This is a genomic window from Luteimicrobium xylanilyticum (assembly GCF_009429125.1).
Taxonomy (GTDB): Bacteria; Actinomycetota; Actinomycetes; order Actinomycetales; family Cellulomonadaceae; genus Luteimicrobium; species Luteimicrobium xylanilyticum.
Window position 1 is genome coordinate 1049723 of the sequence record NZ_CP045529.1, and the last position, 23304, is coordinate 1073026.

At 74.3% G+C, this 23304-nt stretch carries 18 protein-coding genes and 1 riboswitch; of the genes, 15 read left to right on the plus strand and 3 right to left on the minus strand.

Going from position 1 to position 23304, the window contains the following annotated elements:
• The first annotated feature begins 128 nt into the window (after positions 1-128).
• Both KDY119_RS04560 and KDY119_RS04565 read left to right on the plus strand, forming a co-directional pair.
• Complete coding sequence (locus KDY119_RS04560; RefSeq protein ID WP_083890973.1) at positions 129-1400, plus strand: NAD-dependent epimerase/dehydratase family protein; 1272 nt, start codon at positions 129-131, stop codon at positions 1398-1400.
• A gap of 63 nt (positions 1401-1463) precedes the next feature.
• The gene (locus KDY119_RS04565; RefSeq protein WP_036952367.1) at positions 1464-1817 is read left to right on the plus strand and encodes a hypothetical protein; all 354 of its coding nucleotides are present in this window, start codon (positions 1464-1466) and stop codon (positions 1815-1817) included.
• A gap of 65 nt (positions 1818-1882) precedes the next feature.
• Here the strand turns inward: KDY119_RS04565 and helR are convergent, their stop codons facing one another.
• Positions 1883-4075: an RNA polymerase recycling motor ATPase HelR gene (helR, locus tag KDY119_RS04570; RefSeq protein WP_153021991.1), complete on the minus strand. Its 2193-nt coding sequence runs from the start codon at positions 4073-4075 to the stop codon at positions 1883-1885.
• 147 nt (positions 4076-4222) lie between these two features.
• Here helR and KDY119_RS04575 point away from each other — a divergent pair, with 147 nt between their 5' ends.
• Positions 4223-4990 carry a GNAT family N-acetyltransferase gene (locus KDY119_RS04575; RefSeq protein WP_153021992.1) on the plus strand — a complete coding sequence of 256 codons (768 nt, stop codon included), beginning with the start codon at positions 4223-4225 and terminating at the stop codon, positions 4988-4990.
• Between the two features lie 13 nt (positions 4991-5003).
• Positions 5004-7604, plus strand: coding sequence for a DNA helicase PcrA (pcrA, locus tag KDY119_RS04580; RefSeq protein WP_036952359.1), 2601 nt, complete (start codon positions 5004-5006; stop codon positions 7602-7604).
• Here pcrA and KDY119_RS04585 read toward each other — a convergent pair.
• Positions 7601-8344 carry a potassium channel family protein gene (locus KDY119_RS04585; protein ID WP_153021993.1) on the minus strand — a complete coding sequence of 248 codons (744 nt, stop codon included), beginning with the start codon at positions 8342-8344 and terminating at the stop codon, positions 7601-7603. The genes pcrA and KDY119_RS04585 overlap by 4 nt on opposite strands.
• Before the next feature lie 73 nt (positions 8345-8417).
• Between KDY119_RS04585 and KDY119_RS04590 the strand changes: the two genes are divergently transcribed.
• The 8 genes from KDY119_RS04590 (at position 8418) to KDY119_RS04625 (ending at position 17218) form a co-directional block, all read left to right on the plus strand.
• Entirely contained in the window at positions 8418-9023 is a 606-nt protein-coding gene (locus KDY119_RS04590) for a GNAT family N-acetyltransferase (protein WP_083891004.1), read from the plus strand.
• A 101-nt stretch (positions 9024-9124) separates the two neighbouring features.
• On the plus strand, positions 9125-11194 hold the full coding sequence (locus tag KDY119_RS04595; RefSeq protein WP_227994520.1) for an acyltransferase family protein: 2070 nt from the start codon (positions 9125-9127) through the stop codon (positions 11192-11194).
• Positions 11195-11440: 246 nt separating this feature from the next.
• Complete coding sequence (gene sucC / locus KDY119_RS04600; RefSeq protein WP_153021994.1) at positions 11441-12616, plus strand: ADP-forming succinate--CoA ligase subunit beta; 1176 nt, start codon at positions 11441-11443, stop codon at positions 12614-12616.
• Between the two features lie 12 nt (positions 12617-12628).
• Complete coding sequence (gene sucD, locus KDY119_RS04605; RefSeq protein ID WP_036952341.1) at positions 12629-13534, plus strand: succinate--CoA ligase subunit alpha; 906 nt, start codon at positions 12629-12631, stop codon at positions 13532-13534.
• Between the two features lie 142 nt (positions 13535-13676).
• Entirely contained in the window at positions 13677-14936 is a 1260-nt protein-coding gene (locus KDY119_RS04610) for a cell division protein PerM (RefSeq protein WP_153021995.1), read from the plus strand.
• A 20-nt stretch (positions 14937-14956) separates the two neighbouring features.
• Entirely contained in the window at positions 14957-15601 is a 645-nt protein-coding gene (purN, locus tag KDY119_RS04615) for a phosphoribosylglycinamide formyltransferase (RefSeq protein ID WP_036952338.1), read from the plus strand.
• Position 15602: 1 nt separating this feature from the next.
• Positions 15603-16532: an alpha/beta hydrolase family protein gene (locus KDY119_RS04620; RefSeq protein ID WP_148284221.1), complete on the plus strand. Its 930-nt coding sequence runs from the start codon at positions 15603-15605 to the stop codon at positions 16530-16532.
• Positions 16529-17218, plus strand: a complete 690-nt coding sequence (locus tag KDY119_RS04625) for a hypothetical protein (protein ID WP_036952335.1) — start codon at positions 16529-16531, stop codon at positions 17216-17218. The genes KDY119_RS04620 and KDY119_RS04625 overlap by 4 nt, the downstream gene beginning before the upstream one ends.
• A 37-nt stretch (positions 17219-17255) precedes the next feature.
• On the opposite strand, the gene KDY119_RS04630 is transcribed toward KDY119_RS04625, so the two are convergent.
• Entirely contained in the window at positions 17256-17678 is a 423-nt protein-coding gene (locus KDY119_RS04630) for a hypothetical protein (protein ID WP_153021996.1), read from the minus strand.
• Positions 17679-17819: 141 nt separating this feature from the next.
• Between KDY119_RS04630 and KDY119_RS04635 the strand changes: the two genes are divergently transcribed.
• From KDY119_RS04635 to purH, 3 genes are all read left to right on the plus strand, one after another.
• A complete protein-coding gene (locus KDY119_RS04635; protein WP_153021997.1) occupies positions 17820-19280 on the plus strand; it encodes a hypothetical protein in 1461 nt (486 codons plus the stop codon).
• Between the two features lie 82 nt (positions 19281-19362).
• The gene (locus KDY119_RS19040) at positions 19363-21414 is read left to right on the plus strand and encodes a collagen-like triple helix repeat-containing protein (protein ID WP_153021998.1); all 2052 of its coding nucleotides are present in this window, start codon (positions 19363-19365) and stop codon (positions 21412-21414) included.
• A gap of 69 nt (positions 21415-21483) precedes the next feature.
• Positions 21484-21578, plus strand: a riboswitch (ZMP/ZTP riboswitch).
• A 46-nt stretch (positions 21579-21624) separates the two neighbouring features.
• Positions 21625-23268 (plus strand): bifunctional phosphoribosylaminoimidazolecarboxamide formyltransferase/IMP cyclohydrolase, encoded by a 1644-nt coding sequence (purH, locus tag KDY119_RS04645; RefSeq protein ID WP_051136737.1) that lies wholly within the window; start codon positions 21625-21627, stop codon positions 23266-23268.
• Positions 23269-23304: the final 36 nt, after the last annotated feature.

The following is a 23304-nucleotide window of genomic DNA, read 5'->3' on the forward strand; positions in this document are numbered from 1 at the left end:
TGAACCCCCTCCGAGGTGTCACCGTAGGGGCACGTCGAGCAGCCGGCGGGACGAAATACGAGGCGTCCTTGTCGATGGTGACGTGAGCGGGGCCCGCCGAGGACGGCGGCAGGAAGAGGGGCAACTTCATGACTGACATGCCGCGGCACACGCCCGCGACACGACACACGACCGACCACGGGGAGATCCGGGCCTGGGCCTCGGCGCACGGGGCCCTGCCCGCGGTGGCGTACGCCGGCTGGCGCGGCAGGCGCGCGGAGCCGACCTTCGCGCTGCCCGGCGACGGGGTCGGACTGACGCTCGTCGACTGGCCTGCGTGGTTCCGGCTGTTCGACCGGTCGTCGCAGGTGTTCAGCTATCGACTCGAAGCCGCCGAGCCCGTGGCCGTGGGTGATGTCGCCCCGACCCGTCCGGCCCGTGAGGCGGTCCAAGAGGAGCGCCCTGCCGTGGGACCCGTGCGACGGTTCACGCGCGCGGTCGTCACCGGGGGTGCGGGCTTCGTCGGCAGCCACGTCTGCGAGGCCCTGCTGGCGCAGGACGTCGAGGTGCTCTGCGTCGACGACTTCTCGACCGGTGCCGAGCGCAACCTCGCCGGGCTCGCCTCCGAGACGCGGTTCGGGGTCGAAGAGGTCGACGTCCGTCGGCTCATGACCGAGCGAGGCGAGCGGATCTTCGCGGGCGCGGATCTCGTCGTCCACCTCGCGTCGGCCGCCTCGACCGTCGACTCCGCCCGCCGCCCTGTCGAGACGCTCGAGGCCGGCGCCGTCGGGACGCGGAACGTGCTCGCCGCCGCCCAGGCCGTCGGTGCGCGCTTCGTCCTGGGGTCGTCCTCGGCGCTCGACACCGACCCCGAGTTCGCCTACCGCTTGCGCTCGCAGTGGGCCGAACCGGAGGGAACGCCGCCGCAGTCGGTCTACGTCGAGGCCAAGCGGTTCGCCGAGGCGCAGACGGGCACCTGGCACGCGTCGCGCGGGCTCGACGGCGGCGTCGTCCGCATGCACAACCTCTACGGGCCGCGGATGCGGACCGACGACGGACGGATGATCCCGACGTTCGTCGGGCAGGCGCGACGGGGCGAGCGGCTCACGGTCCCGGGCGACGGTGGGCGCCGCCGCCAGGTGTGCTTCGTCGACGACGTCGTCACCGGGCTCCTCGACTACGCGGCCAGCGCCCGCCACGACCCCGTGACCGTCGGCGGTGGCGCACGGCTGAGCGTCCAGCGGGTCGCGGAGGACGTCGGCTCGGTGCTCGGTCTCGACACCCGGATCGAGCACGTGGCGCCGTCGCCCGACGACGTCGACGCCCTCGTGCCCGGTCTCGCCGTCGGGCAGCTCGTCGCGCCTGCCGTCACGACGCCGTGGGTGGAGGGGCTGACGCGCACCGTCGCGGCGCTGAACTGACGTGGCGCATCCCACGTCGCGCCCGTTTCACGACACCCGTGTCAGAAAGATACGATCACGCTCATGAAGGTCCTCTTCGACATCTTCCTGATCCTCCACTTCGTCGGCTGGGCGATCGTCCTCGGGGGGTACCTCACGAGCATGCGCAAGCCCGGCCTGCCCGTGGGCGTGTTCCACGGCGCAGCCACCGCCGCCGTCGCCGGCATCGTCATGATGGGCATCTACGAGTCCAACAAGGACCTCCTCGGTTACCACCTGTCCGAGGCGGCGCTCGGCGTGAAGCTCGTGTTCGCGCTGATCGTCGCGGTCCTCGCCTTCGTCGCGCAGCGCAAGAAGGAGCAGACGCCCGCGTGGGTCAAGCACGGCGTCGGCGTGCTCGTGCTCGTCAACATCGTGATCGCGGTCTTCTGGCTCTGAGCCCCCGAACCGACACACGTCCCCCCGGCCGGCCGCCCGTCCTCGTGACGGGCGGCCGTCGTCGTTCACGGCTCCAGCACGACGAGCTGCTGCGTGGCCCGGGTCATCGCGACGTAGCGGTCGACGGCAGCCGTGACCGCGCCCTCGCCGGCGCCGAAGCCGTCGGGGTCCACCAGGACCACGAGGTCGAACTCGAGGCCCTTCGCAGTGACGGGGTCGAGCCACTGCACCCGCTCCCGGTCGGGCTCGCGGGAGCCCCGCCGCTCGCGGTCGGGCGCCACCCCGACGACGCACGCCACGCCGTCGTGCGCGGCGAGCCAGCCGTCGAGGACGTCGTCGAGCTCCGTGGTCCGGCCGCGGGCGACGGGGAGCCCGCTCGACCGCACCGACGTCGGGACGTTGGCGTCGGGGATCGCGGCACGGATCACGGGTTCGGCCTCCTCCATGACCTCCGACGGCGTCCGGTAGTTGATGCCGAGCCCGGCGATCCGGGCCCCGGAGATCCCGGCGCCCGCGAGCCGGTCCTGCCAGGACTGCGTGAAGCCCTGCCGTGCCTGCGCGCGGTCGCCGACGATCGTGAGGCTGCGCGACGGACACCGCGCGAGGAGCAGCTGCCACTCGGCGTCCGTGAGCTCCTGTGCCTCGTCGACGACGACGTGCGCGAAGGGCCCCGCGAGCCGGTCGGCGTCGGCCCGGGGCGCGCCGTCGGCGGCGCCGAGCGCGTCGCGCAGGTCGGCACCGCGCAGCATGCCCATGACCTGCATCTCGGAGCCGTCGGTCTCGATCAGGTCCGCCACGACGTCGTCCATCCGGGCCGCTGCAGCGTCGGCCTCGGCGCGCTCGCGGCGCCGTCGACGCGACGCGGCGGGGTCGCCCAGCCGCTGCCGGGCCGCGTCGAGGAAGGGCAGGTCGGCCGTGGTCCACGCCTGCGGCTCGCGGCGCTGCAACGCCCGGACCTCGTCCGACGACAGCCACGGCGCGCACAGCCGCAGGAACGCGGGCACGGACCACAGGTCGCCGACGACGTCCGCCGCGTCGAGCAGCGGCCACGCCTCACCGAGCGCGTCCCGGAGCTCGGCGTCCCGCTCGAGCGCGCGACGCACCTGTTCGCGCGGCGCCTCGTCGTCGTGCTTGTCGACGAGGATCGCGACGAGCGCGTCCCAGACCTCGTCGCGGCCGTCGTTGTGCGGCGTGCCGGGCTCGGGCGCGGCGAAGGCGTCCGCCCAGTCGTCGGCCGTGAGGCGCACGTCGGCCCACGGCGTCGACACGGTGCGCCCGCGCGTCGGCGGCTCCTCGTAGAACCGGATCCCGGTCTCGACGGCCCGCACCAGGTCGGCCGACGCCTTGAGCCGCGCCACGTCGGAGTCGGTCTCGACGCCGGCGCGCGCACCCTCGGGCACGAGGTCGCGCAGGGTCGCGAGCTGCACGCCGTCCTCCCCGAGGCTCGGCAGGACGTCCGCCACGTAGTCGAGGTACGGCTGGTGCGGCCCGACGACGAGCACCCCACCGCGCCGCGCGTCCACCAGCGGCTCCGCGTACAGGAGGTAGGCGGCGCGGTGCAGCGCGACCACCGTCTTCCCGGTGCCGGGTCCGCCGTCGACGACGAGCGCGCCGCGAGCCCCGGCCCGGATGACGGCGTCCTGGTCGGCGGCGAGCGTCCCGAGCACGTCGCGCATACGCGCCGACCGCGCGCCGCCGAGGCTCGCGACGAAGGCGGACCGGTCGTCGAGCGAGGCGGTGCTCAGCGGGCCGGGGACGCCGTCGAGGCCGTGCGTCGCGAAGACCTCGTCCCAGTAGTCGGTGATCTGTCCGGCGGTCCAGCGGTACCGGCGCCGGCTCGCGAGACCCATCGGGTCGGCGAGCGTCGCGCCGAAGAACGGCTCGGCCGCGGGGGAACGCCAGTCCACGAGGAGCCGGCGGCCGTCGTCGTCGGTCAGCCCGAGCCGCCCGACGTACACGGGCTCAGGGTCGCCTGCGAGGACCATCCGGCCGAGGCACAGGTCGACGCCGAACCGGCGTAGCGTGCGCAGGCGCGCGGTCAGGCGGTGGACCTCCTGGTCGCGGTCGAGGGCCTGCTGGCCGGCGCCCGCGGGTGCGCGCCGCGCGGCGTCGAGACGGGCGTCGACGCCGGCGACGGTTTGCTCGAGGCAGGCGGCGACGTCGGCGAGGTGCTGCGCGTCGTGCGCGACGAGCGCCGGATCGGCCTTGGCGGCGAGGTGGTGGGGGAGGGCGAACAGGTCCGTGGAGGGGTGGGTCACGTCTCGGCTTCCGCTCGGGGGGTCGCGGCCGGCCGGGCCGCGGCCTGCGATTCTCCGCCGCCACCGGGGTCTTGCCGCAAGAGCCCCCCTGCGCTATACGTTGAAAATGGAGGGGTGAGCGTCGACCCGCGGCAGGATGGCCCGTCCATGACGACGTCGACCGTGACGACGGCGGACTGCGAACGGGTCCAGAGCGATTGGTTCCGGCTCCGAGCGACCGCGCTCGGCGGCACGGTCAGCGACGACGACGGCTTCGTGTGGACCGACGGTCCCGACGGCCTCAACCTCCTCTTCCCACGGACCCTCACGCCGGCGGCGGTGCGCCACGGCCTCGACCGTGCGCGCGCCGTCGGGCGGACGTCGGTCGGGGCGTGGCTCGGGCCGGAGGTCGACCCGACGGCGTTGGCCGAGGCGGGGTTCGAGCGCGGCTGGTCGCCGTGGTGGATGGTCGCGGACGTCGACGAGGTCGTCGGAGCCGCTCCGGGGCCCGACCCGCGCGTCGCGCTCGAGGAGGACACCGACGACTACGGGGGCGAGCACGCCGCGTACCGCGACCAGCTCGCGCTCGCCCGGCTGCGCCCGCGGGTCGCCTGGTACGCGGCGGCGCACGTCGGCCCCGACCACCGGTTCGCCGGGCGCGCGTGGTCGTTCCTCGACGGCGGCCTCGCGGGCGTGTTCGACATGGCGGTCTGGTCGCCGTTTCGCCGGCGCGGGCTCGGGACGGCGCTGCTCGGCGCGGTCTGTGCGGCTGCGCGCGACGCGGGGGCGACGCACGCCGTCCTCAACGCGACCCCCGAGGGCAGGCTGCTGTACGAGACGTGCGGGTTCCGGAGGATCGGCACGGGCGCGACGTGGTGGTGGCGTGCGCCCGCCGGGCCGGCGGGGGAGGGCCCGGGCGTGGGCGGCGACGCCTAGGCTTGGCTCCGAGATGAACCCGCTCTTCGAGAACCTTCCCCTGCCCGGCCTCAGCACCTTCGGCGCGACCACGACCGGGCTCTCCGGCGTCCCGGACGAGACGCGCCTGCCCTCCGGAGGCGCCTCCGCGTGCCCGCTGCCCGACGACGAGGCCCAGCCCTCGTACGCGACCCCGCCCCGCGCGTCGGGCGGGGGAGCGGCCGGTGGCCGACGGGACCCGGAGGTCCTGCTCGAGGGGCTCAACCCGCAGCAGCGCGAGGCCGTCGTGCACGAGGGCGGGCAGCTCCTCATCGTCGCCGGCGCGGGATCGGGCAAGACGCGCGTGCTCACGCACCGCATCGCGTACGCCCTCGCGACCGGGCGTGCGACGCCCGGCGAGGTCCTCGCCATCACCTTCACCAACAAGGCTGCCGCGGAGATGCGGGAGCGCGTCGCGGCGCTCGTCGGGCCGGTCGCCCGGCGCATGTGGGTCTCGACGTTCCACTCCGCGTGCGTGCGCATCCTGCGGGCCGAGCACGACCACCTCGGCCTCAAGTCGACGTTCTCGATCTACGACGCCGCCGACAGCCAGCGCCTCGTCACGCTCGTGTGCCGCGAGCTGGACCTCGACGTCAAGAAGTACCCGCCGCGCTCGCTCGCCAACAAGATCTCCGACCTCAAGAACGAGCTGGTCGACCCCGAGACGTACCGGACGACGTCGGGGGCCTCGAGCGACAGTGCGAACCAGTTCGACGCGGTCCTCGCCGATGTGTACGTGCGGTACCAGCAGCGGCTCCAGCAGGCGCACGCCCTCGACTTCGACGACCTCATCATGACGACGGTCAACCTGCTGCAGGCGTTCCCGGCGGTTGCCGAGCACTACCGCCGCCGGTTCCGGCACATCCTCGTCGACGAGTACCAGGACACGAACCACGCCCAGTACGTGCTCGTGCGCGAGCTCGCCGGCGTCGGCGCCGAGGAGACCGAGGCGGTCGAAGGAGACGACCGGGAGCAGCATCACGCGGCCCCCGTCCCGCCCGCCGAGCTCACCGTCGTCGGCGACGCCGACCAGTCCATCTACGCGTTCCGCGGCGCCACGATCCGCAACATCCTCGAGTTCGAGGCCGACTACCCGGACGCGCGGACCATCCTGCTCGAGCAGAACTACCGGTCCACCCAGACCATCCTGTCCGCGGCCAACGCGGTGATCGCGCGCAACCCCGACCGCAAGCCCAAGCGGCTGTGGACCGACTCGGGCGCCGGGACCCAGATCATCGGCTACGTCGCGGACAACGAGCACGAGGAAGCCCGCTTCGTCGCCGAGGAGATCGACCGCCTCGGCGACAGCGACGGCGTCAGGCCCGGCGACGTCGCGGTGTTCTACCGGACCAACGCGCAGTCCCGTGCGCTCGAAGAGGTGCTGATCCGCGTCGGCCTGCCGTACAAGGTCGTGGGTGGCACCCGGTTCTACGAGCGCCGCGAGATCAAGGACGCCATCGCCTACCTGCGCGCCGTCGACAACCTCGACGACGACGTCAACCTCCGCCGCGTCCTCGGCGTCCCCAAGCGCGGAATCGGCGAACGGTCCGAGGCGCTCGTCGCATCGTTCGCGGAACGCGAGCGCATCTCGTTCGGTGCCGCCCTCGGCCGCCTCGACGAGATCCCCGCCATGACGACGCGCACCCTGCGCCCGCTCGAGGGCTTCCGCGACCTCATGGCCGGCCTGCGCGACCTCGCCGCGAGCTCCGTCGGGCCCGCCGAGGTCCTCGGCGCCGTCCTCGACCAGTCCGGCATGCTCGCCGAGCTCCGCGACAGCGACGACCCCCAGGACGCCAGCCGTGTCGAGAACCTCGCCGAGCTGCACGCCGTCGCCGTCGAGTTCGAGCAGGACGAACCCGACGGGACCCTCGCCGACTTCCTCGAACGCGTCTCCCTCGTCGCGGACTCCGACCAGATCCCCGCCGGCGACGGAGGAGATGGAGAGGCCGGCACGCGCGACCCCGGCGTCATCACCCTCATGACGCTCCACACCGCCAAGGGGCTCGAGTTTCCCGTCGTGTTCCTCACCGGCCTCGAGGACGGCACGTTCCCGCACATGCGCTCCCTGCACGACGACGCCGAGCTCGCGGAGGAGCGGCGCCTCGCCTACGTCGGGATCACCCGGGCTCGGGAGCGGCTCTACATGTCGCGGTCCGCGGTCCGGTCCGCGTGGGGGATGGCCAACGAGTTCCCCGCCTCCCGGTTCCTCGACGAGATCCCGACCGAACTCGTCGACTGGAGGCGCGCGGAGTCGTCGATGCAGACGCTGCGCGCGGGCGGGTCGCTGTACGGGTCGGGTTCGTCGTGGTCTGGGTCGCCGACGCGTCGCGGCGGGTCCGCCGCGGGCAGCGGGCGCTCGTCGAACCGCTTGGGCGCGCGGGAGGAGCCGGCGCCTTCGTTCGGGTCCGCGACGCCGCGGGACGACGCGAGCATCCCCTCGCTGAGCGTCGGGGACAAGGTCACGCACGACTCCTACGGGCTCGGGACCGTGGTGGCGCTCGAGGGCTCCGGGCGGAACGAGGTCGCCAAGATCGACTTCGGCGCCGACGGGACCAAGCGGCTCCTCCTGCGGTTCTCGCCCGTCACCAAGCTCTAGGGGAGCGAGTCCGGCGGGTCCGACGTCGGACCGCGCTGCGTGAGCAGCTCACGCAGCGCGCGGACCTCGGCCGCGAGGTCGTCGACCTGGGCTCGTGTGGCCGCCTGCTGGGCGGTGGTGGTCTCGTCCACGCGCTGGACGAGCCACGACGCCAAGGTCGCCGTGATGACGCCGAGGAGAGCGATGCCGCCGATCATCACGGCCGCCGCGACGAACCGGCCCGTCGCCGTCACCGGGTACGTGTCGCCGTACCCGACGGTCGTGATCGTCGTGATCGCCCACCAGAGGCCGTCGCCGAAGCCCGTGATCGTCGCGCCCGCATGGCCGCGCTCGGCCTGCGTGACGGCCAACGCCCCCACGACGACCAGCAGGGTCGCGCCGGCGACGGCGTAGCCCACGACCTTTCCACGTAGCTGCCTCGCTCCGGTGCGGTTGAGGACCGACACCAGCGCGGCGAGACGCACCAGGCGGAGCGGGCGCAGCAGGGGGAGCGCGACCACCGCGAGGTCGAGCACGTGGTGCCCGATGTAGCGCCAGCGCCGGTCCGCGAGGAGGACGCGCGCCGCGAAGTCCACGACGAACAGCCCCCACGTCACCCAGACCACGACGGCGCAGAGCCGCTGGGCCGTGTCCGAGACCGCAGGGTCCACGATCGGCACCGCGTAGGCGACGAGGAACGCGAACGCAGCAGCGGTGAGCGGCCACTCGCTCCGTGCCTCCCAACGTTCGACGCGCGTCACCCGCCGAGCGTAGGCATCATCGGGTGCGAGGCCGGGCCGACACACCCCGGATGCGGCGAGGAAGGTGGCGACGGTGGCGGGGCTGCAGACCGACCGGTACACGATCCGTCCGCTGAGCGCGCAGACGTGGGAGGCGTTCGCGGCACTGTGCGAGCGCAACAACGGCGCCGGGATGGGCGGGTGCTGGTGCTGCTGGTTCCACGAGGCGACCGTGAGCGAGCGCGAGACCGAGATCCGCGCGTGCGGGGGGAACGAGCAGTACAAGCATCAGCGGGTCCTCGACGGGCGGGCGCACGCGGCGCTCGTGTTCGACGGTGACGAGGCGGTGGGCTGGTGCGAGTACGGCCCTCCCGACGAGCTGCCGGGCGTCTATCACGCGAAGGAGCTCGCGGAGTCGGGAGACCCGTTGCCCGACTACCGGTTCACGTGCCTCTTCGTCGACCGTCGGCATCGCAAGCAGGGCGTCGCGACCGCCGCGGTGCGCGGCGCCCTGGACCTCGTCGCGCAGGCCGGGGGCGGCGTCGTCGAGAGCTACCCCCGGGACACCCCGGGCCAGAAGGTGTCCGCGTCGTTCCTCTACAACGGTGTGCGGTCCACGTTCGAGCGGGCCGGATTCGTCTACGTCCGCCCGAAGGGGACCAAGAACTGCGTCATGCGCCTGACCGTCGCGGCCGCATAACGGCCCTGCTCGACGCCGGCCGGGTCGCGCACCCGCGTGGCGCCGTCGGGCCGTCGCAGGCGCTCGTTACCCTGGTGGCTGCGTCTGCCGGAGGGAGAGTCGTGGACGACGTCGACGGGACCGCGACCCGCGGTGGCGTCGGCCCTGTGCCGCCACCGCCTCCACCGCCCGCACCCCCACGGCCCAGCCTGCGCGTCGCCGACGACGCCCGGATCCGCGCCGCGAGCGACCACGACGTCACCCCGACCGTCGCCGGGCGCACCGTCTCCTGCCAGGCCCGCGGGCGCATCGCCGGGCTCGACGGTCTCCGTGCGCTCGCGGTGATCGCCGTCGTCGTCTACCACGTGGAGCCCACCTGGCTGCCGGGCGGGTTCCTCGGCGTGGACGTGTTCTTCGTCGTCAGCGGGTTCCTCATCACGACGCTGCTCCTGCGCGAGCTGCAGCGCACGCGGCGGCTCAGCCTGCCGTCGTTCTGGCTCCGCCGCGCCAGACGGCTGCTGCCGGCGCTCGGCGTGGTCATCGCGACGAGCATCCTCGCGGCGCGCGTCGTCGAGCCGGACCTGCTCGTCGGCATCGGCCGGCAGACCCTCGGCGCGCTCACGTTCTCCAGCAACTGGGTGCAGGTCGCGTCCGGGGCCAGCTACTTCGACCGCACCGCACCCGACCTCTTCATGACGTTCTGGTCCCTCGCCATCGAGGAACAGTTCTACGTCCTGTGGCCCCTCCTGCTCGCGCTCCTCGTCGCGCTGACCACGTCCGGCCGCACCCGGGCGCGCGTCGCGCTCGCCGGTGCGGGCGCGTCCGCGCTGCTCATGGCGGTCCTCCACACGCCCGGGACCGACCCCACCCGCGTCTACTACGGCACCGACACCCACGTCTTCGGGCTGCTGCTCGGCGTCGCCGCCGCCTTCTGGTGGACCACCCGTCCGCAGCTGCTCGCGGCGCGCTGGGCGCACCGCGGGGTGCCCGTGCTCTCGCTCGCGGGCCTGGTCGCGCTCATGATCACCCTGCACGACGACGCCGACGTCACCTACCGCGGCGGGATCGCCCTCGGATCGGTGCTCGCCCTGGGCGCGGTGGCCGGCTGCACCGGGGGCGCCACGACGACGGTGCGCGCTCTCGAGCTCCGACCCGTCCGCTGGGTGGGCGAGCGGTCGTACGGGATCTACCTGTGGCACTGGCCGCTGCTGCTCCTCGCGTGGGCCGCCGTCCCCGCCGAGCCCGGTACCACGCGTTGGTGGTGGTCGAGCGCCGCCGCGGTCGCGCTGACGTTCGCGCTCTCCTGGGCGTCGTACCGCTGGGTCGAGACCCCGATCCGTCGCGACGGCTTCCGTGCGACCGCTGCCCGCGTCACCGTTGCCGTGCGGCGCCCCGGGGCGCGGGCCGTGCCGGCGGTCGCGGTCGTCGGCGTGCTGGCCGTCGTGGGGGCGGGGGTCGTGGTCGTGACCGCTCCCACCGAGTCCGGGGCGCAGCGGTCCATCGAGCAGGGGCTCAGCGCCATCGACACGACCGGCGTCGACGCGGGCACGGACCCCGCGCTGCCTCCGCTCGCAGTCCCCGGTGCGACCCCGGGCGGGCCCGCCACCACCGCCCGGCCCAGCCCCGGACCGACCCGACCCGGGGCGGGCGGGGGAGCGACGTCGTCGGGCCTGCCCCCGCTGCTCGTCAAGGGGAAGGTCGACGGGCGACAGGTCATCGGGTTCGGCGACTCCGTGCTCTCCGGTGCGGCGCCCGCGATGCTCAGCCACTTCCCCGGCATCGGGCTCGACGCCAAGCCCATCCGCAAGTGGGTCGACGCGCCGGCCCTCGTCCAGAAGGCCGCCGACGCCGGGAAGCTCCGGCCCTACGTCGTCCTCAACTTCGGGACCAACGGAGGGTTCCAGTTCAAGGGCTCCGACGCGGCGCTCGAGAAGGTGCTCGACATCCTCGGGCCCGGCCGTCGCGTGGTGCTCGTGAACACCGTCGGCGTCAGCTACTGGGTGCCGGACGCCAACAAGGAGCTCGCGAAGATCGCCGCGAAGCACCCGGGCGTCGTCGTCGCCGACTGGAACAGGGCCGTGCGCGGGAAGCCGGGGCTGCTGCACGCGGACCGGACGCACCCCAACATGAAGGGGATCGACGTGTACGCGGACGTCGTCGACGCGGCGCTGCGCGAGGTCGCGGGCGCGTAGGCCCGGCGACCACCTCGGTCGTCCGCCGAGTACGAGGATTTTCGCCGAGGACGAGGGTCCTGGGCTCGTACTCGGTGAAAACCCTCGTACTCGGCGCACCGGTGGCGCGCCGCGCCGCCTGAGATGTGGCGCTCGTCACGACCGACACCGGGGCGGGCGGGAGTGCCTCGCCCGGAGGACTACCCTGGAACGCGGTGTCTTGACGTCGAGACACCCGCAAACCTGTCGATGGAAGGACGCACCAGGGTGGACCTGTTCGAATACCAGGCGCGCGACCTCTTCGAGAAGCACGGTGTACCGGTGCTGGGCGGCGTCGTCGCGACGACCCCCGAAGAGGCTCGCGAAGGCGCAGTGAAGCTGACGGGCGACGACGGCGGAGTGGTCGTCGTCAAGGCCCAGGTGAAGGTCGGTGGCCGAGGGAAGGCCGGCGGCGTCAAGCTCGCGAAGTCCCCCGACGAGGCCGCCGAGCGCGCGTCCGAGATCCTCGGCATGGACATCAAGGGCCACACGGTGCACCGCGTGATGATCGCGCAGGGCGCCCAGATCGAGGAGGAGTACTACTTCTCCGTGCTCCTCGACCGGGCCAACCGCTCGCTGCTCGCCATGGCGAGCAAGGAGGGCGGCATGGAGATCGAGCAGCTCGCCGTCGAGCGCCCCGACGCCCTCGCGCGCGTCGAGGTCAACGCGCTGACCGGCATCGACGCGGCGAAGGCCGCCGAGATCGTCGCGGCCGCGGGCTTCGAGGCCGACGTCGCGGACAAGATCGCCGACGTCATCCAGAAGCTGTGGACCGTCTACAGGGAGGAGGACGCGACGCTCGTCGAGGTCAACCCCCTCGTCAAGACGGCGTCCGGCGACATCGTCGCCCTCGACGGCAAGGTCTCGCTCGACGAGAACGCCGCGTTCCGCCACCCCGACCACGAGGCGCTCGAGGACAAGGCCGCGGCCGACCCGCTCGAGGCCAAGGCCAAGGAGAACGACCTCAACTACGTCAAGCTCGACGGCGAGGTCGGCATCATCGGCAACGGCGCGGGCCTCGTCATGAGCACCCTCGACGTCGTCGCGTACGCGGGCGAGAGCCACGGCGGCGTGAAGCCGGCGAACTTCCTCGACATCGGCGGCGGCGCGTCCGCGGAGGTCATGGCCGCGGGCCTCGACGTCATCCTGAACGACGCCCAGGTCAAGAGCGTGTTCGTCAACGTCTTCGGCGGCATCACCGCGTGCGACGCCGTCGCGAACGGCATCGTCAAGGCCCTGCAGATCCTCGGCGACGAGGCCAACAAGCCGCTCGTCGTCCGCCTCGACGGCAACAACGTCGAGGAGGGTCGCCGCATCCTCGCGGAGGCCGCGCACCCGCTCGTCACGTTGGCGAGCACCATGGACGAGGGCGCCGACAAGGCCGCCGAGCTGGCTGCGAAGTAAGGGAATCGAACGATGTCTGTCTTCCTCAACAAGGACTCCAAGGTCATCGTCCAGGGCATCACGGGCGGCGAGGGCACCAAGCACACCGCCCTCATGCTCAAGGCCGGCACGCAGGTCGTGGGCGGCGTCAACGCCCGCAAGGCCGGCACGACCGTGACCCACACCGACGCCGAGGGCGCCGAGGTCGAGCTCCCCGTGTTCGGGGCCGTCGCCGAGGCGATCGAGAAGACCGGCGCTGACGTGTCGATCATCTTCGTTCCCGCCGCGCACACCAAGGCCGCCATGATCGAGGCCATCGACGCCGAGATCCCGCTCCTCGTGGTCATCACGGAGGGCGTGCCCGTCGAGGACGCCGCCGAGGCGTGGGCCTACGCGATCGAGAAGGGCAACAAGACCCGGATCATCGGCCCGAACTGCCCCGGCATCATCACGCCCGGCGAGTCGCTCGTCGGCATCACGCCCGCGACGATCACGGGCTCCGGCCCCATCGGCCTCGTGTCCAAGTCGGGCACGCTGACCTACCAGATGATGTACGAGCTGCGGGACTTCGGGTTCTCCACCGCCATCGGCATCGGCGGCGACCCGATCATCGGCACCACGCACATCGACGCGCTCGCCGCGTTCGAGGCCGACCCCGAGACCAAGGCGATCGTCATGATCGGCGAGATCGGCGGCGACGCCGAGGAGCGTGCGGCTGCGTTCATCAAGGAGAACGTCACCAAGCCGGTCGTCGGCTACGTCGCGGGCTTCACCGCCCCCGAGGGCAAGACGATGGGTCACGCGGGCGCCATCGTGTCGGGCTCGTCCGGCACCGCCGCCGCGAAGAAGGAGGCCCTCGAGGCCGCGGGCGTGAAGGTCGGCAAGACGCCGTCCGAGACCGCGTCGCTCATGCGCGAGATCCTCACCGCGCTCGGCTGAGTCCCGAGCGGGTCGCGCGAGGCCCGGGTCGCCCAGCAGGGCGGCCCGGGCCTCGTCGTGTCCGGGTCCGGTGGGCGACGGAACGCCCGCCCGACGGCGCGGCCTGCCCCGGGCAGGGCGGGTCGTCGGGGACGATGGGGCCGTGAGCTCCACCGGCACCCCCACGCGTTCGCCCCGCGCGCGCACGCTCGACGCGCCCGACGGCGAGCGTCGCCGTCGGGTACCCACCGAGCTCGTCGCGTCGTTCCTCTCGGCGATGGTGGTGGTCGTCGAGTGCGTCGTCCTGACGATGCTCGTCCTGGTGCTGGTCGTGGGGGCCGTGCTCGTCGCGAGCCCCACGGGCGCGGGCTGGTCGGGAGCGGCGACGGTCACCGCGTCCACCTGGCTGCTGGGCCATGGCGTCCCCGTCGAGGCGAGCGGCGCGACCCTGACGATCGTCCCGCTGGGCGTGACGGCGCTCGCGCTGTTCGTGACGTTCGCCGTCGGACGGCGCACCTTGCGCCCGCGCGCGGCCGCGCTGGCGTTCGCCGTGCTCGGCTACGCCGCGGTCGTGACCGCCGTGGCGGTCGTGACCGGCACGGTCGCGCCCGGCGGCGTCCTCTGGGCGCCGGTCGGGGGCGCGCTGCTCGCGCTCGCGGGTCTCGGCCTCGGCCTCGCGACGCGCCCCGAGGTACCACCGCTCGGCGAGCTGGCCGAGCGGCTGCAGGACGCGCTCGAGCCCCGGCTGCCCGTACCCACGGCGGCGCTCGACGGTATCCGCCGTGGTGCCGCCGCCGGCGTCGTCGCGGTACTGCTGGCCGTCGCGGCTGCGGGCGTGCTGCTGGTCGTGTGGGCGATCTCGGGACGCTCGACGACCGGCGACGTCCTGCGGGCCCTCGACCCCGGCACGGCCTCCGGGCTGCTGCTCGGCGTCGCGCAGCTCGCGTTCGTGCCCAACCTGCTCGCGTGGGCGCTCGCGTGGCTCGTGGGACCCGGGTTCGCCGTCGGCGTCGGGTCGTCGTACGCGCCGTCCTCGCACGTCGACGGCGCCCTCCCGCTCGTGCCGCTCGTCGGGACGCTTCCCGGGGCAGGCTGGGCGAACCCGGTCGCGCAGGCGTCGGTGGTCGCCGTCGTCGCCGCCGGTGTCGTCGCCGGCGTGTACCTGTGGCGTGCCCACGCGTTCGCCGGAGGCACCACGTGGACCGGGCTGGTGACGTCCGTCGTGACGGCGGCCGTGGTCGCGGGCGTCCTCGTGGCGGGGCTCGAGGGCGTCGCCGGCGGCTCCGTCGGACCGGGCGCGATGCGGCACGTCGGGGCGCAGCCATGGCTCGTCGGCGGGCTGGCGGCGTCGTGGGTCGGCCTCGGTGTCGCGCTCGCCGTCGGGTGGCGGCTCCTCGACCTCCGCGGCCGCTCGCGACGCTGAGCCGCCGCTAGGGTGGGGCCGTGCAGACCCCCTCCGGCCACCCCGTCGACGTCACGACCTCCGCCCGCCTCGTCGTCCTCGTGAGCGGCGCGGGCTCGAACCTCGCCGCCCTCCTCGCGGCCCACGACGTCCCCGCGTACGGGGCGCGCGTCGTCGGCGTCGTCTCCGACCGGCCGGGGATCCGCGGTCTCGAGCTCGCGCAGGACGCCGGGATCCCGACCGCGGTCGTGAGCCTCAAGGAGTTCCCGGATCGCGCCGCCTGGGACGAGGCGCTCACCGAGGCGGTCGCGGTGTTCTCGCCCGACTACGTCGTGGCCGCCGGCTTCATGAAGCTCGTCGGTGCGCCGTTCCATGCGCGCTTCGGTGGCCGGATGCTCAACACCCATCCCGCGCTGCTCCCGTCGTTCCCCGGCGCGCACGGCGTGCGCGACGCGCTCGCCTACGGGGTCAAGGTCTCCGGTTGCAGCGTGATCGTCGTCGACGAGGGGGTCGACAGCGGACCGATCGTCGCCCAGGTCCCCGTCGTCGTCGAGGACGCCGACGACGAGGCGAGCCTGCACGAGCGGATCAAGGTCGCCGAGCGTGCGCTGCTGGTCGACGTCGTCGGGCGGGTCGCCCGCGAGGGCCTCGTCGTCGAGGGACGGCGCGCGCGGATCGGACGCTGACGTGGCCGCGTCGTCGCCGCTCGTCGCGCACGGTGGTGGCGGTGCGCTCACCGGGAGCCTCTGGCTGCCCGACCCCCCGGTCCAGGCCCTCGTGCTCATGCACCCGGGTTCCGGACCGTCCGACCGCGACAACGACGTGTTCTTCCCCCCGATCCGCACCGCGCTCCTCGCGGCCGGGGCCGCGGTCGCGTCCTACGACAAGCGCGGCGTGGGGGAGTCCGCCGGGTCGTGGCTCACGGCGGGGATCCCCGACCAGGCCGACGACGCCGTCGCCGGACTCGCCGTCGCACGCCGCGCGCTCGCCGAGACGCTCGACGACGCCGCACCCGTGCCGGTGGTCCTGTTCGGCCACTCGCAGGGTGGGTGGGTCGTCCTCGAGGCGGCGGGGCGGACCCGGGTCGAGGGCGTGGTGACGAGCTCAGGACCGGCGGTGACGCCCGGCGAGCAGGAGCGGTTCTCGACGGCGACGACGCTGCGGCTCGCCGGTCGGCCCGACGCCGAGGCGGACGCAGCGCGCGCGGTCTTCGACGGACTGATGGCGCTCGCGGAGCGGGGCGCCGGCTACGACGACGCGCGGGCGTGGTCCGACGGGCCCGGCCGCCGCGAGCTGCTGGACCGCTTGGCCGACCTGGGTGCCTTCGTGCCGCCGTCGCGGGAGATCTGGGACCTGGCGGTGCTGCTCGTCGGGCACGACCCGGCCGCGGCGCTGCGAGGCCTCGATGTCCCGCTCCTGGCGGTCTTCGGCGGCGACGACGGCGTCGTCCCCGTCGAGCGCAGCGTTGCCGTCCTGCACGAGACCGTCCGGCCGGACCTGCTCGACGTCGCGGTGCTCCCCGGCGGCGACCACCGCCTGCAGGACGGTGCCGACGTGTTCGTGCCCGGTTACCCGGACGTCGTCGTCGACTTCGTCCGACGGGTAGCCCACCGATGACGACCGGCTTCGACGACCTGCTCTCGAGAAGCACCGCGCGGTTCGAGAGCGCGCTCGAGGACGCGAGGTCTGCCGGGCCGCACGGCGCTGAAGAGATCGCGAGCAGACTCGGCTCCGTGTCCGGCTACCGGCGCGTCATGATGATCGTGACGCTGGGCGACCTGCGGGGCGGGCGAGGCGTGTCCGAGTCTCTCGCTGAGGGTCTCGGGCCACGGAGCGGGTGGAGCACCGACGAGCGCGACGCAGCGATCCTCGCCCTCGCGAAGCGCGACGACGGCCGAGCCGAACCGGTTCTCCGATCGGCCATCCGATCCAGCCCGGACTATGCGCTGCTCTGCCTCGCCCGCTACGGCACGGAGAGGTGCCGAGACGACGTCCTCGGGTACCTGTCGGGCGTCGTCAGGCGGAAGTCTGCGTCGTGGCGCCACCGGGACGGCGACTGGGACCGTGTGGTCCTCGGGATCGTGCTCCTGGCGCGGCTCGGCAGCACGGAGTGGCTGGCCGCCGAGGTCGCGCCGCTCCTCGGGGGCAGTCACCTGGACCGCCTCACCGAGCGCGAGGTCGCCGCGCTGGAAGAGCTGGCGCCGGGAGGCGTGGATCCGTGCGAGCCGGCATGGTGGAACGGCATCGCCGCTCGTGGCCACCAGCGGCTGCAGGCTAATCCGATCTTCTTCCCGTTCTGCTGACGCGCGTCCGTCGGCAGGTCCTGGTGGAACACCGGGGCTAGCGGGCGAGCAGAGCGAGCGTGACGGCTGCGGCGTCCTCGCCGAGCGCCGCGGGCAGGTCGGGCCAGCCTCGCGCGGCGGCGAACCGCCGCCAGGCGGCGCCGCCCCAGGTACCCGCGGTGGAGGCCCCGGCGCCGAGGGCCGCGGCCATGAGGACGGCGGGCACCGAGCGGGACCCGGCGCGGCGACCGAGCGTCACCGCGCCGAGCGCCCCCGCGACCGCGCGGAAGGCCGGGCCTGGCGGGTCGAGGCGGCTCGGGGCCGACGGCAGCTTGTCGCCCACGAGCTCTCCGCCCACGGCGAGCAGCCCGAGGACCCGTACTCCGCGGTGCCGTGCGACCAGGAGGGGCTGGGCCACCCCGAGCGTGCTGCGCGAGCCCGCGGCGACGCCCACGAGCGCGGACCGGACGACGAGGTTCATGGCACCACGCTCGCCGCGCTCGACCTGCCGGGCAACCCGGCGAGGGTGAAACATCGTTGCCCGGGTTGCGTGACGGACTCGATCGAAAGAGTCTCGGTGAGGAGCAGCAGCTGGTTCGCCGACCGTGTCGAAGGGGGCAGGGTGTCGCAGCACGCGCCGCGTACGACGGGGGCATCGCGCCTCCGGCGGTGGACGCTGCGTGCCGTCGGCGCGGCCGCCGGCCTGGTCGGAGGGGTTGCGGTCGGGGTGGCGCTGGCGTCCTCGGCGTCCGCGCACGAGCACGTCGACCCGGGCCTCGGCGACCTGCTGACGCCCGTCACGCAGACCGTGCAGCAGGTCACCGACGGTGTGGTGAAGCCGGTGGTCGACGGGGTCGTGACCACGGTCACGCCGTCAGCACCGAGACCGCAGGACGCCCCGCCGGCCACGGAGCCGGCACACGCGGCGAAGCCCGCTCAGCCCGCGAAGAGTGCCCGGGCGTCGAAGGCTCCGACGCCGTCCGGGTCGGCCACCCACGCGGCGGCGCCGCACCGGGATCCGGCGACCCACCACGCGAACCAGGCGGCCACGAGACGGACGGCCGAGAGCTCGAAAGGCACGTCGAACGCCACGAAGCACCGCGCGACGACCGCGCACCCACGCGTGAGCACACCGTCGTCGCACCGTGAGCGACGGTCCGTCGGTCACCCGGTCGCGGAGGTCGTCGGGTCCGTCGCGGACGCCGCGGCGCCCGTGACCGAGCGTGTCGGCGCGGCGCTGCACCCGGTGACGTCGTCCGTGGCGGACGCCGCGGCGCCCGTCGAGCCGGTGGTCGACTCGATCGTCTCGACGCTCCGCCCGACGCTCGACGTCGTGACAGGTCCCGCGGCGCCGGTGCTCGACGCCGTCCTCCGGCCCGTGGCCGGGGCGGTCGCGCCGATCACGGATGCGCTGTCGCCGGCCCTGCGACCCGTGACGGACGCCGTCGAGCCCGTGCTCGGGATCATCGCTCCCGTGACGGGCGCGCTGTCCCCGGTGACCGACCCGCTCGCTCCCGTCACCGACCCGATCCTGCCGGGCGGGGGCTCCGCGCCGGGCTCGGACGGCTCCGCCGGTGGCGGTGGCCACGCCCCGGGGCCGCCGGCCGGGGCGTCGAACTCCCCGGCACCTTCAGCCGTGCCCGGCAGCGCGCCTGTAGTCCGCTCCACCAGCCCCCGGGCGCCGAGCGTGCACGCGACGACGGCCGTCCGGACGGCCGGTTCCACGAGCGGTAGTGCGCCCGTCGCGACGCAGGCCGGCGTGGTCGCCGAGCAGCGGGCTGCTGCCGGCCGGATCACGTCGCGTGCGGACGTCCCCGTCGGCCTGTCGACCGCCGTGGGCACGACCGCCGCCGCCGGCGACGGCCGCGCACCGTCGGCACCGCCGGCCCAGCCCGCCACCCCCGGCGGTGCCTCCGCAGGCGCCGGGACCGACGGCTCCGGTGCGCGTTCCGCTCGCGGTTCCGACGCCGCTCTCCTCGCGGGCACCCGTTCGACCGCTCTGCGGTCGTGGGTCGCGGGCGCGGCCGAGGCTCTCGCCCGTCAGCTCAGCGTCTTCCTCGAGGTACCCGTCTCTCCTGCCTGACGTCCGGCCGGCCGCTCCCACGAGCGGCACGAGCCACCGGTGGCACCCGCCACCGGACCGACGTCAGACCAGGAGAACTCTCATGCGAACCATGTTCAGGCGAGCGCTGCAGACGGCGTTCGTCACCGGCGGGCTCTGCCTCGCCGGGACGGCTGCGGCCCACGCCGCGGACGCCCCGTCCGCCGAGCCGACCCCCACCGGGGCGGCGACGCACCACTCCACGAGCCTGCTCGGCGGGCTCCTCCCGGACGTGTCCGCGGACGCGCCCGTCTCCCTGCCCGTGACCGTGCGCGACGTCGTCGCGTCGGTCGGCGGGACCGCGAAGGCCATGACTCACGGGTCGTCGTCGACGCCCGCGGGCCACGGGGCCACGCACCGGGCCGCAGCGTCGACGGGCAAGGCGTCGTCCGACGCGCCGCGGGCGACGCACCACGCGACGAAGGGCGTCCACGTCACGGCCCCTGTCCACGTGCCCGCCAAGGTCCACCACGTCGTGGTGGGCGTGCTCGGCGACGCCCGCGCGACGCACCGTCCGACGGGCTCGGCAGCGAAGCCCACGGCGGCGCCCGCTCGTGCCCGGGCCACGGCTGCCAAGGACTCGAAGCCCTCCACGCCGTCGTCGGGCGCCAAGGGCTCCGGCGTGGACGTCACGGCGCCCATGCGCGTGCCCGTCACGGTGCACCGGGTGGCCGCGGCGGTCCTCGGCGACGCGAGCGTCGGCTCGTCCGCCGCGCCGGACACGGAGGGCATCCTGCACCGGGTGCTCGGCCGGACCGGTACCGGGGTCGAGGGCGTGCTCCGCGCGACGCTCGGCCGGGACGGGCTCGTCGACGACCTCACCTCGGGCGACGCCACCGCCGAGGACGTGCTCACGGACGTCGTGGGCGGCAGCACCCTGCCCGACGTCGAGCACACGCTCGGCTCGGTCCGGGACGAGGCCGACCAGGTGCTCGGCGAGGACGGCACGGTCGACCGCGCGGTCACGGACGTGCTCGGCCCGGACGGCGTCGCGGACCATCTGCTCTCCCGGGACGGTGCGGTCGCCCGCGCGGCCCGCGGGACCCTCGGCGAGGACGGCTCGGTCGAGCAGCTCCTCACGGGTCGCACGGACCCGGCCGAGGTCGTGCGGTCCGTCGTGGGTGAGGGCGGCGCCGTCGACGACGTCCTGTCCGGCGGCCTGTCCGACCTGCCCGCGCAGTCCGTACAGGCGCCCGTGACCGTGCCCGTCACGGTCTCGGGGGTCGCCGCGGCGGTGCTCGGGGACGCGTCGGCCGGTGGCGCCACGGGCACCGCAGCGCCCACCGGCGAGCAGGGCATCCTCGGCTCGCTCGTCGACCAGCGGGGGCTCACCCGGTCGCTGCTCGGCGCCGACGGGACCACGGACCAGCTCCTCGACGCCGACGGTCCGGTGGACGCCCTCGTGGCGCCCGCGGGCCTCACCGACCAGCTCCTCGGGTCGGCCGGCGTCGTCCAGCAGGTCGTCGAGCCGGGCGGGACGACCGACGCGCTGCTCGCCGACGGCGGGCTCCTCGACCACGCGACCGACGACGGGCTGGACCTCGGCTCGGCCGTCCCCGACGCCCTCGGCGCCGTGCCGTCCGTCGCGCTCGACGTCCCGGTCACCCTTCCGGTCACCGTCGGCTGCACGGCTGTGGCCGTGCTGGGCGACGCCGCGGGCTGCGGCACGGACGTCGTGACGCCTGGCGACCCGGGGACGCCTGGCGACCCCGGCACCCCGGGGAACCCGGGTACGCCGGGGACGCCCGGCGATCCGGGTACTCCCGGGACGCCCGGCGCCCCGAGTGCGCCGGGATCGACGGGCGGCTCGACGACGCCTTCGGGCCCGGGCTCGGGCTCGGGTGGCGTGCAGACCGCCGCCTACGTGACGCCGGGAGCCACCTCGCGGGCGCCGGCCGGCTCGGTCGGTGCGGCGGGAGTCACGGCCTCCGACACCGTCGCGGCCGTCCCCACGGCGCTCGCGGAGACGGGTGCCGACGGCCTGTGGCTCCTGTGGCTGGCTCTCGCGCTCGTGCTGCTCGGCGCGGGCTTCGAGGGCGGCTACCGCCGCTGGTCACGGGACACGATCGACCGGGTGATCGACGGCAAGCCGCTGATCCGGTCGCCGCGCGGCTGACCGCACGAGCCGGCCCGGCGGACGTCCGCCGGGCCGGCTCGGCCGGTCCGTCCGACGGCCCGCTAGACTGGCGGCGGCCGCGACTGGCGTTGACAGGTGGGATCGACCACCGGGGAGCGGCCGGAACCTTCTGAGACCCGACGTCGTCCGCCTGGGCGTCGGAGACCCGCCCGACGATCGTCGGGCGACCGCCACCGCTCAGGAGGAATCATGTCCGGCGCCCCGTCGCTGCCCCCCGTCCAGCTCGCCGACGACTCCCGTCGCGAGATCCGTCGCGCCCTGCTGTCCGTCTACGACAAGACCGGCCTCGTCGAGCTGGCCCGCGGTCTGCACGCCGCGGGCGTCGAGCTCGTGTCCACCGGCTCCACCGCCGCCACCGTCGCGGCCGAGGGCATCCCCGTCACTCGCGTCGAGGACCTGACGGGCTTCCCCGAGTGCCTCGAGGGCCGTGTCAAGACGCTGCACCCGCGCGTCCACGCGGGCATCCTCGCCGACTCGCGCAAGCCCGAGCACATGGAGCAGCTGGGGCAGCTCGACGTCCTCCCGTTCGAGCTCGTCGTGGTCAACCTCTACCCGTTCCGCGAGACGGTGCTCTCGGGCGCCACGCCCGACGAGTGCGTCGAGCAGATCGACATCGGCGGCCCGTCCATGGTCCGCGCGGCCGCGAAGAACCACCCGAGCGTCGCCGTCGTCGTCGACCCGACCGCGTACGGGGACGTCCTCGCCGCGGTGACCGAGGGCGGCTTCACCTTCGCGGCCCGCAAGCGCCTCGCCGCGCAGGCGTTCGCGCACACCGCCGCGTACGACGTCGCGGTCGCCTCCTGGTTCGGGAGCACCTATGCGCCCGACGCCGACGGCCAGGGCTTCCCCGCCTTCACCGGCGCCACGTGGGACCGGTCCGCGGTGCTCCGCTACGGCGAGAACCCGCACCAGAGGGCCGCGCTCTACACCCACTGGCGCGGCGGGCTCGCCACCGCGACCCAGCTCCAGGGCAAGGAGATGAGCTACAACAACTACGTCGACGCCGACGCCGCCCGCCGTGCCGCGTACGACCACGACGGGCCCGCGGTCGCCGTCGTCAAGCACAACAACCCGTGCGGCGTCGCGACCGCCGACGACATCGCCGACGCCTACCGCAAGGCCCACGCCACCGACCCGGTGTCCGCTTACGGGGGCGTCGTCGCGTCGAACCGCGTCGTCACGACGGAGCTCGCGGAGGCCCTCAAGCCCGTGTTCACCGAGGTGATCGTGGCTCCCGGGTTCGAGGAGGGGGCGCTCGAGGTGCTCGCGAGCAAGAAGAACCTCCGCGTCCTCGTGCTGCCGGCCGAGGTCACCGAGGACCCGATCGAGTTCCGCGCCATCTCCGGCGGCGTCCTCGTGCAGACGGTCGACAAGATCGACGCGGTGGTGTCGGACGAGCACGACGTCGTCACCGGCGGGGACGACCCGGAGCACTGGCGTCTCGTCGCCGGGCACGCGGCCGACGAGGCGACTCTCGCCGACCTCGCGTTCGCGTGGCGCGCGATCCGTGCCGCGAAGTCCAACGCGATCCTTCTCGCCGACCAGCAGGCCGCCGTCGGCATCGGGATGGGGCAGGTCAACCGGGTGGACTCGTGCCGTCTCGCCGTCGAGCGCGCCAACACCCTCGCCGACGGCGAGGAGCGGGCCCGGGGCTCGGTCGCGGCGTCGGACGCGTACTTCCCGTTCGCGGACGGCCTGCAGATCCTCCTCGACGCGGGCGTGCGCGCCGTCGTCGCGCCCGGAGGCTCGATCCGCGACGCCGAGGTGATCGCGGCCGCTCAGGAGGCGGGCGTCACCCTGTACTTCACGGGCACGCGCCACTTCGCGCACTGAGGCTCCGCGGCAGCAGGGCGAGCGGAGGCCGACGGG